Annotated in this window: 14 protein-coding genes; 7 read left to right on the top strand and 7 right to left on the bottom strand. The window is 67.3% G+C overall.

Annotated features, from left to right (window positions below):
- Positions 1-16: 16 nt before the first annotated feature.
- On the bottom strand, positions 17-1,138 hold the full coding sequence (locus VXD91_RS15670; protein WP_212807372.1) for an aldehyde reductase: 1,122 nt from the start codon (positions 1,136-1,138) through the stop codon (positions 17-19).
- A gap of 71 nt (positions 1,139-1,209) precedes the next feature.
- Between VXD91_RS15670 and VXD91_RS15665 the strand changes: the two genes are divergently transcribed.
- Both VXD91_RS15665 and VXD91_RS15660 read left to right on the top strand, forming a co-directional pair.
- Positions 1,210-2,208: a DEDDh family exonuclease gene (locus tag VXD91_RS15665; protein WP_346415847.1), complete on the top strand. Its 999-nt coding sequence runs from the start codon at positions 1,210-1,212 to the stop codon at positions 2,206-2,208.
- Between the two features lie 107 nt (positions 2,209-2,315).
- On the top strand, positions 2,316-3,722 hold the full coding sequence (locus tag VXD91_RS15660) for a DUF222 domain-containing protein (protein ID WP_346415846.1): 1,407 nt from the start codon (positions 2,316-2,318) through the stop codon (positions 3,720-3,722).
- Positions 3,723-3,783: 61 nt separating this feature from the next.
- Here VXD91_RS15660 and VXD91_RS15655 read toward each other — a convergent pair whose 3' ends face one another.
- The 5 genes from VXD91_RS15655 to VXD91_RS15635 form a co-directional block, all read right to left on the bottom strand.
- A complete protein-coding gene (locus tag VXD91_RS15655) occupies positions 3,784-5,235 on the bottom strand; it encodes a carotenoid oxygenase family protein (protein ID WP_244872743.1) in 1,452 nt (483 codons plus the stop codon).
- A gap of 69 nt (positions 5,236-5,304) precedes the next feature.
- Positions 5,305-6,585, bottom strand: coding sequence for a hypothetical protein (locus tag VXD91_RS15650; protein ID WP_212807369.1), 1,281 nt, complete (start codon positions 6,583-6,585; stop codon positions 5,305-5,307).
- Positions 6,582-6,992 (bottom strand): hypothetical protein, encoded by a 411-nt coding sequence (locus VXD91_RS15645; RefSeq protein WP_212807368.1) that lies wholly within the window; start codon positions 6,990-6,992, stop codon positions 6,582-6,584. Before VXD91_RS15645 ends, VXD91_RS15650 begins: the two co-directional genes overlap by 4 nt.
- A complete protein-coding gene (locus VXD91_RS15640; RefSeq protein WP_212807367.1) occupies positions 6,989-7,162 on the bottom strand; it encodes a hypothetical protein in 174 nt (57 codons plus the stop codon). Before VXD91_RS15640 ends, VXD91_RS15645 begins: the two co-directional genes overlap by 4 nt.
- Entirely contained in the window at positions 7,159-8,994 is a 1,836-nt protein-coding gene (locus VXD91_RS15635; RefSeq protein WP_212807366.1) for a hypothetical protein, read from the bottom strand. The genes VXD91_RS15640 and VXD91_RS15635 overlap by 4 nt, the downstream gene beginning before the upstream one ends.
- 138 nt (positions 8,995-9,132) lie before the next feature.
- Here VXD91_RS15635 and VXD91_RS15630 point away from each other — a divergent pair, with 138 nt between their 5' ends.
- Complete coding sequence (locus VXD91_RS15630) at positions 9,133-9,798, top strand: TetR/AcrR family transcriptional regulator (protein WP_212807365.1); 666 nt, start codon at positions 9,133-9,135, stop codon at positions 9,796-9,798.
- A 10-nt stretch (positions 9,799-9,808) separates the two neighbouring features.
- Here VXD91_RS15630 and leuA read toward each other — a convergent pair whose 3' ends face one another.
- Entirely contained in the window at positions 9,809-11,623 is a 1,815-nt protein-coding gene (gene leuA, locus VXD91_RS15625) for a 2-isopropylmalate synthase (RefSeq protein WP_212807364.1), read from the bottom strand.
- Between the two features lie 252 nt (positions 11,624-11,875).
- Here leuA and VXD91_RS15620 point away from each other — a divergent pair, with 252 nt between their 5' ends.
- The 4 genes from VXD91_RS15620 to VXD91_RS15605 all read left to right on the top strand — a co-directional run bounded on the left by VXD91_RS15620 (position 11,876) and on the right by VXD91_RS15605 (position 15,944).
- Positions 11,876-12,376, top strand: coding sequence for a hypothetical protein (locus tag VXD91_RS15620; protein WP_225433761.1), 501 nt, complete (start codon positions 11,876-11,878; stop codon positions 12,374-12,376).
- Positions 12,377-12,517: 141 nt separating this feature from the next.
- Positions 12,518-13,783 carry an aspartate kinase gene (locus VXD91_RS15615; protein ID WP_061001435.1) on the top strand — a complete coding sequence of 422 codons (1,266 nt, stop codon included), beginning with the start codon at positions 12,518-12,520 and terminating at the stop codon, positions 13,781-13,783.
- Positions 13,784-13,785: 2 nt separating this feature from the next.
- The gene (locus VXD91_RS15610) at positions 13,786-14,823 is read left to right on the top strand and encodes an aspartate-semialdehyde dehydrogenase (protein ID WP_212807363.1); all 1,038 of its coding nucleotides are present in this window, start codon (positions 13,786-13,788) and stop codon (positions 14,821-14,823) included.
- Positions 14,824-14,873: 50 nt separating this feature from the next.
- The gene (locus VXD91_RS15605; RefSeq protein WP_212814539.1) at positions 14,874-15,944 is read left to right on the top strand and encodes a DUF4185 domain-containing protein; all 1,071 of its coding nucleotides are present in this window, start codon (positions 14,874-14,876) and stop codon (positions 15,942-15,944) included.

Genomic DNA, 15,944 nt, shown 5'->3' with positions numbered 1-15,944 from the left:
CGTGTGAGGGTGCCCACTACGGCAGCCGGATGCTCGGCCGCTTGCGCACGATGCCGTCGTCGAGCATCTGCTGGAAGTGGTCGGTGACGGTCTGCTCGATGGGTCGATACACCAATCCGAGCTCGCTCTGGCTGCGACTGGCGTCGAAGACGAGCGGGTAGCCCACGTTGGTGTCGACGAACTCGCGCGTCAGCCCGATGACCGGCGCTACGGCCTTGACCGCCAGCTTGGGCACGTTGAGCCACGGGAACGGATACAGGACGCCGAACTTGGCGCGCAGGATCTGGCCGATCTCCAGCAGGCTCAGCGAGGCGGCGTTGACCAGGTAACGGTCGTGCGCCTCGGGTGTGTAGCCGGCGCGTACGTGGGCGTCGGCGACGTCGCGCACATCCACGATGCCCGAGGTCAGCTCCGGCGCACCGGTCAGCATGGTGCCGTCGGCGAACTGCTTCATGGTGGCCAGGCTGGCCGAGTCGCTGGCGCTCGTCAGAGACGGGCCGAGCACCAGGCCCGGATGGATGGTCACCAGATCCCAGCGGTCCTGCGCCTTCTGGTAGCGCCAGGCCTCCTGCTCGGCCACGGTCTTCGAATACGAATACGGCTGATGGTCGACGCTGCTGGTGGTGTTCCACTGGTCCTCGGTGAACACGCCGCCGGGGACGTCGCGCGATTCGCGGGCGTCGCCGTAGATCGCCACCACGCTGCTGGTCAGCACCACGCGCTTGACGCTCTCGGTGCGGTTCACCGCGTCCAGGACGTTGCGGGTGCCTTCCAGCGCGGGGCGCACCAGCGATTCCTGCGCGTCGGTGACGCCTTGGAGCAGGAACGGCGAGGCAGTGTGCATGACGAGCTCACAGCCGGCCATGGCCTCGTCGAAGCTGCCGACGTCGAGCAGGTCGGCCTTGAAGAGTTTGAGCTTGCCCGGGTGGTCGGCCGACAGTTTGTGGAGGTGCTCCAGGCCGGTCGGCTTCTGCGGATTGCGCACCGTCCCGTGCACGGTGTGCCCCGCTTCGAGCAGGTAACGGACGATCCAGCTGCCGATATACCCGCTGGCGCCCGTGACGAGGACGGGCGCGTCGGGGTCGATCGTGGTCATGCCCGTGACGATAGCGTCGAGCACCTCGTCGAGGGCGGTCATCGCCTGATTCGGACGGCGACACGCTGTGGTGCCCGCCGAATCTTGTCAGGGGTCCGTGCCATCCTTGCCACGTGGGCGAAACCAACCTCGGCTGGGGCCGACCGGCCACCGATGCCGGTGCGGGTTGGGCCGTCGTCGACGTCGAGACGTCAGGTTTCGATCCCGGCCATGCCCGCGTCATCAGCGTCGCGGCGCTGGCCCTCGGCGGCGACGGCAACGTCGAGCATTCGTTCAGCAGTCTGCTCAATCCGGGCGTCGATCCCGGCCCCACGCACGTGCACGGCCTGACCTCCGAGATGCTGGCGGGACAGCCGACGTTCGGTGAGGTCGTCGGTGACCTCGCTGCCGTGCTGTCCGGGCGCACGCTGGTCGCCCACAACGCCGGTTTCGACTACGCCTTCCTGGCCGCCGAGTGCGAGCGCGTCGGCGCGGTGCTGCCCGTCGACAGCGTCATGTGCACCGTCGAGCTGACCCGCCGGCTCAACCTGGGCACCGAAAACCTGCGCCTCGAGACGCTCGCGACGCACTACGGCGCGACGCAGATTCGCCCGCACGACGCCCTCGACGACGCCATGGTGCTGGCCCAAATCCTCAAACCGGCGCTGGCCGCGGCGCGTGAGCACCGGCGCTGGCTGCCCATTCGGAATGTGGGTCGCAAGCGCTGGCCCAGTGGCGCCATCACGCATGACGAACTCCGGCCGCTGAAGGTGCTGGCGTCCCGGCTGCCATGTGATTACGCCAACCCGGGCCGGTTCGTACCGGGACAGCCCTTGGTGCAGGGCATGCGGGTGGCGCTGTCGGCCGAGATGGTCCGCACGCACGAAGAGATCATCGAGCGCATCGTGCACGTCGGGCTGTCCTACTCCGACAGCGTCGACGCCCAGACCTCGCTCGTCATCTGCAACGAGCCGGCGCCCGTGCAGGGCAAGGGCTATCAGGCTCGCGAGCTCGGCGTGCCGCTCGTCTCCGACGCCGAATTCATGACGCTGCTCGGCCATGTGGTCGGCGGCTCGGATGTCGAGGAATTCGTCGACCGGACCCCGGCCGGCGACCAGTTCATGCTGTTCTAGCAGTCTCTGCTAAAAACTTTGGTCACTTTGATTGCGCTGGTCACGGTAGATAACTAGCGTCACATTTCCGGCGGCTTCTTGTCGGTGGTTCGAACTAGTGTTCGAGTATGGGATTGAGTGATCCAGCCGCTGTCGAGGAGGCGTACGCCGCCTACGAAGCTGCGCACGCGCGGCTCGCATCCCTGGATTACAGCGGTCTGGATGTGGCGACATTGTTGGCGTTGAAGTCCCGCCGCGAAACCCTCAAATGCGCGGCCGAAGCCGTCGATAACCGGATCCTGGCTGCCGCGCAGTCTCAGGTCGCGGCCCGGGAGTTGGGGGCGAAGAACTGGGCTGAGGTGCTGCGCATCCGGTTACGCGTGGATACCACCGAAGCCCATCGTCGCGTCCGCGACGCCGCGCATGTGGCGCCGCGCACCGGGTTGACCGGAGAGCCGCTGCCGCCGCTGTTCGAGTTCGTCGCCGCGGCCCAGGCCGAAGGCGTGATCAACTCCGAGCACGTGAAAGTGATCACGGGGTTCATCAACAAACTCCCCGGCTGGGTCGACCCCGCCACCATCAGGCAGTTCGAACAGTCCCTGGTTGCCGGGGCGCGGCACCAAACCCCCGAAGAACTGCGGGCCGCCGCCGACGCGCTGCTCTACCTGCTCGATCAGGACGGACCGCTCCCTGATGATGCCGAACGCGCCCGCAAGCGCGGTGTCACCGTGTCCAAACAACGGCCTGACGGGATGTCGGATCTGCAGGGCACCCTGACCCCGGAAGCGCGGGCCTACCTCGACGCCCTGCTGGACAAGTACGCCGCCCCCGGCATGTGCAATCCGGCTGACCCGCAGCCCTGTATCTCCGGAACCCCGTCAGCGGAGCAAATCGCCTCCGACACCCGCAGCCCGGCCCAGCGCCGCCACGACGCCTGCACAACGCTATTCCGGATGCTGCTGTCCTCCGGAACGCTCGGTGAGCACAACGGCGTCCCGGTCAGCATCGTGGCCACCTGCACCGTCACCGAACTGGAGCAGCGTACCGGGGTCGCACTCACCCACACCGGCAGCAAGCTGCCCATCAAGGATCTGCTGCAGATGGCCGCCACCAATGGTGCCGACCACTACCTGGCGGTGTTCGACCAGCACAGTGAACAGCTGCTGTACCTGGGCCGAGCACGTCGCACCGCCACCGTCGCTCAACGCTTCGCGCTGTTCGCCCGGGATCGCGGCTGCACCAAACCCAACTGCACCGCGCCGGCCTCGCGCTGCCAAGCCCACCATGTTGACGCCGACTGGTGCGTCGGCGGCCTGACCAACATCACCACCCTTGCCCTCGCGTGCGGCTGCGACAACCGCCTCGCCGACACCGGCGGCTGGCACACCACCATGGCCAACGGCCGCGCCCACTGGACCCCACCACCACTGCTCGACGTCGGCCAACCCCGCACCAACCACTACTGGCACCCCACCCTCTACCCGCCCGAGGGCGGAGGCGACGACGGCGGCGAAACAGACAGTCCGACAGAATGATTGGGCGCGCCGCGGACAGTGCGCGCCAGGTGTGCCGTCGCCCGGTGCCGAAAGCGGGTGTTCAGCCCGCGATACGCCGGCTGAATGTGCCGTGGAACCCGATCGGCAAGTGGTGCTCCAAATGCGCAGTGGCCAGCGGCCCGTCCTCGATGGTGCGGGCATCGAAGATCACGAGTTGCGAACGATGGCTCCGCAGATCGTGATTGAGCACCAGCAGCCAACCGTCGTCCTCGGCGGCCGTGCGGGAGCGGGGTACGAACAACGGTTCACCCGTCTGGGCCAGACCGAAATCGAACGTGGTCTGTACGCCGGTTCGGTGGTCGATGCGCGTCACCGCGTTGTAGTGGCCCACGTCCTCGGTGGCCTTGCAGGCGTAGGTGACGTTGTGCTGCAGCGTCGAACGGCGCCAGTCGTACTGCGGGAATTCCATTGGCGCCGTTGCTGATAGCACCGTCTCGCTGATTCGTCCCGACTTGCTGATGCGGAAGCGCGAGAGGTGTCCGCGGGGCCACTCATCGATGGTCAGGTGCGCACGGGGATCGGTCGGATCGGCCGGGTCCTGCCACGCCTTACCGAGCTTGCCGAAGATGTCCGAGTCCTCGAACCGGAAGAACTCCACGACGGTGTCGGAGCCGTCCTCGAAGGCGTTGGTGACGTGGATGTGCGTCAGTGCCTCGTGCTCGATGATGCGGGGCTTGGACCCGTCCCGCGGCACCAGGGCGAACCGCGTCGAGCCGTTGCGGGTCTGGTATTCGAGGGCCTTCGCGAGCGATCGGGTTCGCAGCAGCGTCGGAATGTTGGGGCGCAACGGATCCAGCACGAACACCATGTGGTTCTCGGTGAGGGCGAAGTCGTGGTTCCACACCATGTCCCACAACTTCAGTGAGCTGATCTGGTGGCTCCGGCCGGCGCGGTCCACCTTGAAGCACCGCAGTCGCGGCGTGGGCAGCAGGTCGAGGCCGAAGTTGTAGACGTCGCCGGTGTGCGGATCCCATTTCGGGTGGGCGGAGAAGGAGCCGAGATAGCCGAGGCGGTCACCGTCGAAGCGCTTGTAGCCCAACGTGTCCAGTGAGTCCGGATCGATCTGGTACGGCGGGCCGCCCTCCCACATGGCCAGGAGTTCGCCGCAGATCGTGGCCATGTTGGTGTTGCCGGTGTTGGCCGGCGGCAGCAGGTTGCCGCGCAGGGTCGGGGCGTTGGTGGTGATGCCGCGCTGGCTCATCACATCGCCGCTGCGGTACTGCTTGGTGCGCACATAGCGGTTGGTGAAACGCACGGACTTCCCGTCGAGGACGAAACGGGACACCATGCCGTCGGCGTCGAACATGGTCTTGAGCACGGTGTCGCCGACCTCGAACTTGCCGGGGCCGATGCGGAACAGCGTGCCGGTCAGCTCGGGTGGCAGGGTGCCGTCGATGCGTGCGACCTGGTAGTCCATTTCGTCGTACAGCGACGCGAAGGCGCGGCCGTGCAACTGCTTGAGCGTGGGTTCCGCGGGCACTGTGGCTGTCATGCCACCTCCATCTGATGACGTGTGTCCTCAGTTTTGTGCCGCGCCCCGGCGATGTCAAGGTTTCAGGCGTCAACCGCCGAAGAGCAGGTACAGCCCCGTGAACGTGTAGCCGACCATCACCAGCATCATCGCGAGCTGCCCGGTGAGCTGATGGCGCTTGGGCAGTACGCGCAGCGCGCAGTCGTGTGCGGCGACGACGCCCGCGATGTGCCCCGCCACCACGAACAACACCTTCGTCGTGGCCAGCACCGACGGGTGCATGGACAGCACGTAATACACCTGCGCATCGTGCAGGCCCAGGAGCTGGAAGACGGTCTGCTGACCCTTCTCGACGAGATAGGTCAGGTAATGCGCGAACACGTAGCCGATGACGATCGGGATGAGGGAGTGCGCCATCAAACCGGGCAGCTCCCGGCGCCGCGCGCGGTCCACGCCGCCGGTGGCGCGGGCAGCGAGGCTGAACGACAGCGCGACCGTCGTGACAAACACCGCCAGCCCAAGGGTTTTCATCGCGGTGACCTGCCAGCCGCCGTGCGCGTGCGCTTCGACGAACCCCCGCCATGTCGGCGTCGCCGAGAAACTGTCGAAGGCCGTCGAGCCCAGCAGCACCGCGAGCACCGTCACCGTGGCCGGCCGGACCGGCAGTGTGGGTAGGTGATTGAACGGATTGCCGATGGCGATCTGCCCATCGGCGTTGCGCCGCACCGGCGCACACCGTGACGCCACCACGCTGTACACCTCGAACGGGTCGGCATGCGAGCACCACCGGGTGCCGCACACGACCGCCCCGGTCAGCGTCACACAGAGATAGACCAGCAGCCAGATACGCACGGCGCCAACCGAACCCGGGTCAGGGCTGGCCAGCTCGAGCCAGACGAACGCGAAGAGCCCGGCCGCCGCCGGCCAATAGCCGAGCCGCGCGGGATACGCGTCCCGGCTCAGCCGCAGCAGTCGGGCGATGGTCCGCACCGGCGACAACACCCGCCACACTGGGCCCAAAAGCACTGACAGCGCGACGATTCCGACCCACAGCAGTACGTAGAACACGCCCGGCAGCGGGTTGCCGGATTCGGCAGGCGCGACGATGGACGCCACCGCGACCCACACCGCGAACGCCAGAGCCAGCAGCCCGACCGTCCAGCGCGTGGCGGGCGCGTCGACGGCCGTCGTCACCCAGCGCGGCAACGGGCGTCCCGGCGTCTGCGGATCGAACCGCGGCTTGCGCCACGCCAGTGCCACCACCGCGAAGGTGAAGGTCAACGCCCATGCCGCGCCGATCAGGGCGTACGTCACGGGGATGGGCAGATCAGTCGATCCGCCCAGCCCGTGCGCGAGGACCGAAGAGGTCACTGCACCGTGATCGTGGCGACCGTCTTGTCCAGGTGGTGCAGCTCGACATCGACCTTGCCCGGCACGCTCACCGTGAACTGGAACTGCTGATCCTTCGCCGGCTTGATGTCGAAGGTGTGCTCGGGACTCGAGTGCACATGCAGCTGGTCGGCGGCGTCACTGTTGACCCGCAGGATGATCGGCTCGCCGAGTTTGGCCTGCACCTGCTGGTTGAGTGGCGTGGCGGTGCCGCCGGCGATGGTCACGTCGACGTAGACGCGCGCCGGCGGGGCCTGCTGGTTGCTGAACTGCGGTGTGGCACTTGCGGTGGAACTCGGTGAGTTGCCGGTCGACTTGTCGTTGCCACCGCAGCCCGCGAGCGCCAGGGCAACAGCGCCGGCCACGGCGAAGGTCTTCACAAATGTCACGCGGAACCGTCCTCATCGGTTGAACCTGTTGTCTCCGAATCGGTTTCGTCACCGTCGGAGCCGGCGCGCCGGTCTTTCATGGCCACCCAGGCCACGACCCCGGCCACGACGAAAGCGGGAGCGAACGCCGGCAGTGCCAACAATAGCGAGTGATCGGCGAGATAGGTCACGGCTGTCCGACGGGTTCCCTGGTCTCGGTGGCGCTGAACTGTTCGCGCGAATTGATCCGTCCCGCACCCCAACTCAGCAGGGCGATCAGGATCAGCGAGCAGACCAGCACGATCAGCGACGCCGCGGGGTAGAGCCACGACGGCACGTCGAGGTTGCGTTCCCGCTGCAGGACCTTGATCTCCTCCATGAAGTCGCGGATCGTCGAGATCGCGGGCGTCTCCTCGGCACCGATACCGGGGTCGGCCGGCAGATACACCGGGACCGCGGCCATCGTCCGGCCATCCTGCACGCGCAGCACCGTCTTCCACGTGCCCCAGACCGGGATCGGCCGGGTGGACCGGTAGTGGCCCGGACCCACCTGCTGCAGGTGGTCGACGACCAGGCCGCGCTCATTGGCGAGCTTGCCCTGCCACGCCATCAGCGTCACCCACTCCGGGTCGTCGCTGACGAGGTTGGTCGGCGTGATCTGGATGTCGGCGTTCACGAGGCGCTCACCGGCCGGGCTCGGTGCATCGGTGAGGGTGATCTGTGCGCGGGCGTGCTCCGGCACGGTGACGTTGAGGCCGTTGGCCACGGCCACGCCGATGACCAGGACCGTCGCGGTCACGATGCCGATGCCGACGGGACGTGCGGGCAGGCGCTGGCCGGTGAGTACCAGAGCAAGCAACGCGCCGCACATGCCCATACCGATGGCGACGGGCGTCGACATCGTCAGCGCCTCACCCCACATGCTGCTCGGCCACGGGGTGCGGTACATGGCGTCGATCCAGAACGATTCCAGCCACATGCCGACAGTGCCCACGCCCAGGCCGGCCACCGCACCGAACAGGATCGGGCGGTTGGCGAGGGGCGTCAGCCCGATCAGTTCCACGACGACGGCCGAGCCGAGGTAGAGCGCGAACCAGCTGTACGGAGAGCCGAGAATCGGCCCGACCGCCAGGATGACGAGGCCCCGGATGAACCAGGAGAATGCGATGGCGCCGAAGGTGGCGAACCGTCCGAGCGTCAGCCGGGTTGCCACCAGCGACATGGCCGCGGCGGCGGCGATCAGCATGGGGTGCAGCACCAGCCGGAACTGTTCGACGCCGAAGTCGTATTCGACCGGGAACACCGACAGACCGATCACCAGACCGCCGAAGGCCAGGTACGGCAGCACCTTGCTGCGGGCGGCCGGGGCGTCGGCACCCATCGCGATGTCGCCTTCGCGCTCGAGGAGCAGCGTGGCGACCAGGGAGAGTCCGGCGCCGCCGATGAGCATCAAATGTGTTGGGCCCCAGAGCGTCACGTCCTGGCCGAAGATGCGGTGCCAGATGTCGTCGAGCGGGAAGCCGATGAGCGCGTACAGACCGCAACCGGCCATCAGCACGCCGCCGACGGGCGCGTACCAGGTTTTGGTGATCTTGATGGCCGCCGGACCGGGCTTGTCGTACGGCAGGATGATCGACAGCGAGCCCGCGATGAACAGCAGGAACAGGCCGACCAGGATGAAGTAGTGCGCCGGGTTGGCGAGGGGGCCGGCGTCGCGGCCCTTGCCGATGTGCAGGCTGACGTCCCAGATGAAGCCGAACATCGCGCAGATGATCGTCGAGATGAACAGCAGCGACGGCAAGGCGACCCAGCCGGGCCGGTTCATCTTGCGACCGGCCTTGTCGGCCAGGTTCTGCAACCAGGTGATGCGACGTTGCCGGTGCAGATAGCCGATCCACAACAGGCCGGCCGTGATGATGCCGGTTGCGATGGACATCCCGAGAACCTGGTCAAGGGCAGCGCCCCCGCCTTCGGTTCCGGCCGCGGCCACCACGGTGACCTGCTCGGCGAGCTGTGCTGCCATGTTCCACCCCACTATGTAGATGAACCCTGAACCTTACTCGTCGGTAATATTGCCAGAAGACCGAATTTGAAACCGGTGTCCGTCTTCCTTCCTCGGATTTTGACATCATGTGGCAGTCGGAGGGGGAGGTTGCGCCAGATGGCTGACGACGGATCGGGCACCGGTTCAGGCGCCGCGCCGCAGCGCAGGTACTCCGGCAGGTCAGCAGAGGAGCGACGGGCCGATCGGCGCCGGCTGCTGCTGGACGCGGCCGAGGCGTTGTGGCGCGAAGGCGGGCTGTCGGCGCTGAGTGTCCGTGCGGTCTCGGCGCGCGCCAAGCTCACGGACCGCTACTTCTACGAGCAGTTTGCCGGCCTCGGTGCGTTGATCGGCGCCGTCATCGACGACGTGTTGGAAGGGCCGTTCGCCGCGATGCTGGCCGGAGGGAGTGCGCCCGAGTCGGCGACGGTCCAGACGCGGCTGACGCTGGGTCTGGCCGGGTTCATCGAGCATGCCGAGAGCGACCCGCTGGCCGTTCGGATCTTCCTGACCGACGCCCGGCACATCGAATCGGTCTCCGAGCACATCCGGATGGCGCAACACCGGGTGGCTGCCGCCATCCTGGCGTTACTGCAGCCCGACCGCGACGCCGATCAGGAGAGCTTCGACGCGGCGCTCTTCTGTGTCGGCGGCGTCGCCACGCTGATCAACGAACGGCTGCTTGACGAGGCCAAAACCGTTACCGCACAAGACTTTGCGGAACAGGCGGTCGGCTGGTGTGCCCGGGTCCTCCGAGTGTCGGAGGAGCCGGGCGCGCCGAGCTGACAGTCGTCGACTAGCCGCGCGCGGCCCGGTTCACCGCCGAGACGACGGCCCGCAGCGACGCCGTGGTGATCGACGGCGCGATGCCGACGCCCCACACCGTCTTGCCGCCGATCGACGCCTCGACGTAGGCCGCGGCCTGCGCCTCTTCACCGGCCGACATGGCGTGCTCGGAGTAGTCCAGGACGTTGACGTGGAAGCCGACGGCACCCAGTGCGTCGGTGAAGGCCGCCAGCGGGCCGTTGCCGGCGCCGACGATCTCGCGCTCCTCGCCGTCGATCTTCACGATGGCGGTGATGGTGTCGGTACCGCCGTCCTCTTCTGATGCGTCGACGCGCTGCCGCATGCGCTCCAGCGGGGTGATGGGCGCCAGGTACTCCTCGTTGAAGACGTCCCACATCTCCTTCGGGGAGACCTCGCCGCCTTCACCGTCGGTGATCTTCTGGATGGCCTGGCTGAACTCCATCTGCAGCCGGCGCGGCAGCACCAGGCCGTGATCGGCCTTCATGATGTAGGCGACGCCGCCCTTGCCGGACTGCGAGTTCACGCGGATGACGGCCTCGTACGTGCGGCCGACGTCCTTCGGGTCGATGGGCAGGTACGGCACCTGCCACAGGATGTCGTCGACGTCGGCGTCGGCGGCATCTGCGTCGACCTTCATCTGGTCCAGACCCTTGTTGATGGCGTCCTGGTGGCTGCCGGAGAACGCCGTGTAGACCAGGTCGCCGCCGTAGGGGTGGCGCTCGGCGACGGGCAGCTGGTTGCAGTACTCGACGGTGCGACGGATCTCGTCGATGTTGGAGAAGTCGATCTGCGGGTCGACACCGCGGCTGAACAGGTTCAGGCCCAGCGTCACCAGGCAGACGTTGCCGGTGCGCTCACCGTTGCCGAACAGGCAGCCCTCGATGCGGTCGGCGCCGGCCAGGTAACCCAGCTCGGCGGCCGCGACGCCCTCGCCGCGGTCGTTGTGCGGGTGCAGGCTCAGGATGATCGAGTCGCGCGGCGTCAGGTGCCGGTTCATCCACTCGATCGAGTCGGCGTAGACGTTCGGCGTCGCCATCTCGACGGTCGCCGGCAGGTTCACGATCAGCGGCCAATCCGGCGTGGGCTGCACGACCTCGGCGACCGCGTTGCACACCTCGACGGCGTACTCCAGCTCGGTGCCGGTGTAGGACTCGGGGGAGTACTCGAAGCGCCACAGCGTGCCGGGGTACTTCTTGGCCTCTTCGACGCACAGCTTCGCGCCGTCGGTGGCGATCTTCTTGACGGCCTCGCGGTCGGCGCGGAACACCACGCGGCGCTGCAGGATCGACGTCGAGTTGTAGAAGTGCACGATCACGCGCGGCGCGCCGTTGCAGGCCTCGAAGGTGCGCTCGATCAGCTCGGGCCGGCACTGCGTCAGCACCTGGATGGTGACGTCCTCGGGGATCGCGCCCTGCTCGATGATCTCGCGGACGAAGTCGAAGTCGGTCTGGCTGGCCGACGGGAAGCCGACCTCGATCTCCTTGTAGCCCATGCGGACCAGCAGGTCGAACATCCGGCGCTTGCGCTCGGGGCTCATCGGGTCGATCAGGGCCTGGTTGCCGTCGCGCAGGTCGACCGCACACCAGCCGGGCGCCACCGTGGCGACCTTGTCGGGCCACGTGCGGTCGGGCAGGGAGATCTTCTCGACCTCGTCGGCGAAGCTGCGGTACCGGTTGACCGGCATCGCGGAATTTCGCTGGGTGTTCCAGGACGGCTGGCCCTCACGGCGTGGGCCGGACGGGGTGGTGATGGCGCGTACCGACGAGAAGGAGTCGGCAGAAGAATCGGGAGAGTAGGTGGTCACGGTTTTTTGCTCCGGTCTGTCTTGATGGGACCTAGAAGAAGGTCAGGACCGGCGCATCTCAAACCCCCGCGACGGGAGGCCGGTCGGATCAGACCCCGTCGCGGCGTCCGAGGAGGAGCACCCGCGCGCTATACATCACTGGCGAGTTTACTCCGGTCCGGTAGATCGCCAAAACGAGGTCGGGCTGTCGGGTGACAACGTCCTGGCCAGGTGTAATGGGCGTGGTGCCAGCTGTGCCGATACAGTTCGACCGTGTTGACGAGATGGTTGTTGAGCCTGGACCGCAGCTGGAAGATCGGCATCGCGGTCGCGCTCGCCGTCGTCATCGGCCTCGTGGTGTGGCAGACCGAGTTCCGCGGGCCGACGCCGGAGTGCAAACCGGTGCGCGACATGCTCGACTACAACAAGGCGCAGGCCGTGCAGATCGAGTCGAAGATCGACAAGAACAACAATGGCGTCCCGACCATCGCCGAGGAGACGGCCTACCGGGCGTGGGCCGACGGTATGGCCGAGCGGGCGCAGAAGGTCACCGGCGACAAGGTTGCCGCCAACGCCGTGCAACTGGCGACGCTGGCCTCGCAGTTCGCCTCGGCGCTGGACGCCTACCGGATCGCCGCCCAGGGCCGGGCGCCCGGCGCCCCCGCGCCGACCGAGGCCTACCAGCTGTCGGCGATCAACGCGCAGATCACCGAACAGATGAAGGCGCTGACCGACGCCTGCCCGGCACAGCGGAAGCTCACCGACATCTTCTGATCCGGGCGGGAGTGACGAACGTCTCCCGCCCTGCAGGTCCGGCAGGTGACCGGGCAACAAAATCGGGTTCACCCCTCCCTTATCCTTGGAGCAGCATTGATGCGAATGCTTGCTGCCAATTCAGAGAAGGAAACGCGAACAGTGGCGCTCGTCGTCCAGAAGTACGGCGGATCCTCGGTGTCGGACGCCGAGCGAATCCGTCGAGTCGCCGAGCGAATCGTCGAAACCAAGAAGGCCGGCAATGACGTCGTCGTCGTGGTCTCTGCCATGGGCGACACCACCGATGATCTGCTGGATCTGGCCCGCCAGGTCTCCCCGGCGCCACCGGCCCGGGAGATGGACATGCTGCTCACCGCGGGTGAGCGCATCTCGAACGCGCTGGTCGCCATGGCCATCGAGTCCCTCGGCGCGCAGGCCCGGTCGTTCACCGGCTCGCAGGCCGGCGTGATCACCACCGGCACGCACGGCAACGCCAAGATCATCGACGTCACCCCGGGCCGTCTGCGCGACGCCCTCGACGAGGGCCTGATCGTGCTGGTCGCCGGCTTCCAGGGGGTCAGCCAGGACAGCAAGGACGTCACCACGCTGGGCCGTGGTGGTTCGGACACCACCGCCGTGGCGCTGGCCGCCGCGCTGAACGCCGATGTCTGCGAGATTTACACCGACGTGGACGGCATCTTCACCGCTGATCCGCGCATCGTCCCCAATGCCCGTCATCTGGACACCGTCTCCTTCGAGGAGATGCTGGAGATGGCCGCCTGCGGAGCCAAAGTGTTGATGCTGCGCTGCGTGGAATACGCCCGTCGCTACAACGTTCCGATTCACGTCCGGTCCTCGTACTCCAACAAGACCGGCACCATCGTCAAAGGATCGATCGAGGACATCCCCATGGAAGACGCCATCCTCACCGGAGTCGCGCACGACCGCAGCGAGGCGAAGGTCACCGTCGTCGGCGTGCCCGACGTACCGGGCTACGCCGCCAAGGTGTTCCGCGCGGTCGCCGACGCCGATGTCAACATCGACATGGTGCTGCAGAACATCTCGAAGGTGGAGGACGGCAAGACCGACATCACCTTCACCTGTTCGCGCGAGAACGGCCCGGGCGCCGTCGAGAAGCTGACGTCACTCAAGGACGAGATCGGTTTCTCGCAGGTCCTGTACGACGATCACATCGGCAAGGTGTCGCTGGTCGGCGCCGGTATGCGCAGCCACCCCGGCGTCACCGCCAAGTTCTGCGAGACGCTGGCCGAGGTCGGCGTCAACATCGACCTGATCTCGACCTCCGAGATTCGAATCTCGGTGCTGGTCAAGGACACCGAGCTGGACACCGCCGTCTCGGCGCTGCACGAGGCCTTCGGCTTCGCCAGCGAAGAGGCCGCCGTGGTGTACGGCGGAACGGGGCGCTAGTCATGGTGAACATCGGTGTGGTGGGTGCGACCGGTCAGGTCGGCCAGGTCATGCGCAAGCTTCTCGAAGAGCGCGACTTTCCGGCGACCTCGGTGCGGTTCTTCGCCTCGGCGCGGTCCGAGGGCAAGAAGCTGACGTTCCGCGGCCAGGAGATCGAGGTCGAGAACAGCGAGACCGCCGACCCGTCGGGTCTGGACATCGCCCTGTTCTCCGCCGGCGCGACCATGTCGCGCGTGCAGGCCCCGCGCTTTGCCGCCGCCGGCGTGACGGTGATCGACAACTCGTCGGCGTGGCGCAAGGATCCCGATGTGCCGCTGGTGGTTTCGGAGGTCAACTTCGAACGCGACGTCCGCGGCAAGCAGCTCGCCAAGGGCATCATCGCCAACCCGAACTGCACCACGATGGCCGCCATGCCGGTGCTCAAGCCTCTGCACGACGAGGCCGGCCTGACCCGCCTCATCGTGTCGAGCTACCAGGCCGTATCCGGATCCGGGCTCGCCGGCGTCGACGAACTGGCATCCCAGGCCCGCGCCGTCATCGGCGGTGCCGAGCAGCTGGTGCACGACGGCTCGGCGCTGGAATACCCGGCACCGGTGAAATACGTTGCGCCCATTGCCTTCAATGTCATCCCGCTGGCCGGCTCGCTCGTCGACGACGGCTCGGGCGAGACCGACGAGGACCAGAAGCTGCGCAACGAGAGCCGCAAGATTCTCGGTATCCCGGAGCTGGCTGTGAGTGGCACCTGCGTGCGCGTGCCGGTCTTCACCGGACACTCGCTGTCGATCAATGCCGAATTCGCGCAGCCGCTCTCGGTTGAGCGGGCCCGTGAGCTGCTGGCCGACGCGGCCGGCGTCTCGCTGGTCGACGTGCCGACGCCGCTGGCCGCCGCCGGCGCCGACGACTCGCTGGTCGGCCGCATCCGCCAGGACCCGGGCGTGCCCGACGGTCGTGGCCTCGCATTGTTCGTCTCGGGCGACAACCTGCGAAAGGGCGCGGCGCTCAACACTGTTCAGATCGCCGAGCTGCTCGCCACGCGCTGATCTTGCGGGCGGGGGCAGCGTCGGTCGCGGCGCTGGTGCTCGGGTTCGGCATGGGGGTGCCGGCGGCGCAGGCGGATCCGCCTGCGCCGGTACCGACTCCGGTGCTCAAACCGTTGGCCGTCGGGCAGGTGACACGCATCGGTCCGGTGGCCGGAACCGGCACGCCGACAGCCGATTACGGCATCGGTGCGACGGATCTCTGTGAATTCATGGAGTTCCCGAGCGGCATCCTGCAGATCTGTGGCGACAGCTTCGCGGGGCAGGGCGTCGGATTCGGCGGCTGGTATGCGCCCGTCGCACTGCATGTCGAGACCGACTCCATCAACTCACCGGACGGCCTGCGGTACCGCGGCGTCATGGGCATCGACAAGCCGCTGCTCGCCGACGCCAAAGTTCCTGGCACATCGCAACTTCCGGCTGGCGTGGTGAGCATCAACCGGGAGAACTACCTGTTGATCACCACCACGCGCGACCTGAGACCGGCGAGTTCGCGACTGGTCAAGGCCGACCCGACGCGCGGCGCATGGCCGACCGTGCCGGGTTCGGTGCGACCGGCCGGTTATGCCGGGGGAGCGCAGAGTCAGATCACGGGCTACTACGACCCGGTGCCCACCGCGGACTCACCGCGCGGCTGGGTTTACCTGGTCGCCAACAACTTCGACCGCAGCAGCCCGGCCTACCTCTACCGGGCCACGCCGCAGGCGTTCACGGACCGATCCAGCTGGCAGGGCTGGTCCGCCACGGCGGGCTGGGGCAAACCGCCAACTCCGTTGTGGCGCGACCTGATCGGCGAGATGAGCATGAAGCAGGTCGACGGCAAGACCGTGCTGTCGTACTTCAACAGCAGCACCGGCAACATGGAGGTCCGCGTCGCGAACTCGCCGACGGAACTCGGCACCGCGCCGGTGACGACGGTCGTCGTGGCCGGCGGCTGGCCCGAGCAGGCCGACGAACTGCCTGAGCCGCAAGACAATCAGCTGGCACAGCCGTACGGCGGCTACATCTCGCCGGGCTCGACGCTCGATGAACTGCGCATCCTGGTCAGCCAGTGGAACACCACGCCGCGCGATACCGCGCCCTACCGCGTCATCCAGTTCGCCGTGAATCCGGTCAAGCCCTAG

Source organism: Mycobacterium sp. SM3041, assembly GCF_039668335.1.
Taxonomy (GTDB): Bacteria; Actinomycetota; Actinomycetes; order Mycobacteriales; family Mycobacteriaceae; genus Mycobacterium.
Note: the sequence above shows the minus strand (reverse complement) of the source record. Positions and strands in the feature narration are given on the sequence as shown.